Below are 745 nucleotides of genomic sequence, written 5' to 3' on the forward strand. Positions count from 1 at the left end.
AAGGTGACGCCGCGGAAGTTGGCGTTGAGGTCGCCCGCCCCGTCGAACTTGGCAAACGCGCCGCTGGTCGACACGGTGAGCGTCTTGCCGGCCGAGCCATTGAGCAGCTGCGCCCCGTTGAACTTGGTCTGGGTGGCGATCTCGCCGATCTGGGTGTTGAGCTGCGAGTATTCCTGGTTGAGGAACTGCCGCTCATTGTCGGTGAGCGAGCCGGACTGCGACTGCACGGCCAAGGACTTCATCCGCTGCAGGATGTCGGCGACCTTGGACATGCCGCCATCGGCCACCTGGAGCAGGCTCTGGCCCTGCGCGGTGTTGGAGGCGGCCTGTTTCAGCGCGGTCACGTCCGCCTTGATCCGGGTCCCCACGGCCAAGGACGCCGCGTCGTCGGATGCTTTCACGATCCGCGAGCCGCTGGACAGCTTGGCCAAGGACGACGAGGCCGCTGCCGAGTTCTGCGCGAGATAGCGCAGCGCGGTGTTGGCCGAGGTGTTGGTGGTGGCGGTCAAAACCATGAACAGAATTCCTTCTACCTGAAGGGAGATGAACCCGGCCGGCTATCTGCCGGCCACCGGCACCCGTCCGGGCCCGGCGTCCCTCCACCATGCACAGCGCGTGCCAATGCCCAAAAGTCGCGGTCAGCACCGGCCGGCAGCGCCATGCCGCTCCCCATTCCGCCACCCGCCCGGCAGATCCTGCCGACCACCGGCAAATCCTGCCGCGCAGAAATGGCCGGGCCTGGCGA

General features: G+C 66.8%; 1 protein-coding gene. It reads right to left on the reverse strand.

Going from position 1 to position 745, the window contains the following annotated elements; all coding sequences use genetic code 11:
* Positions 1 to 515: flagellin N-terminal helical domain-containing protein (locus EQG76_RS31445; protein WP_456237669.1), on the reverse strand; the 515-nt coding region annotated here is incomplete at its 3' end.
* Between the last annotated feature and the right edge of the window lie 230 nt (positions 516 to 745).

This window comes from Geminicoccus flavidas (assembly GCF_009806515.1).
Lineage (GTDB): Bacteria > Pseudomonadota > Alphaproteobacteria > Geminicoccales > Geminicoccaceae > Geminicoccus > Geminicoccus flavidus.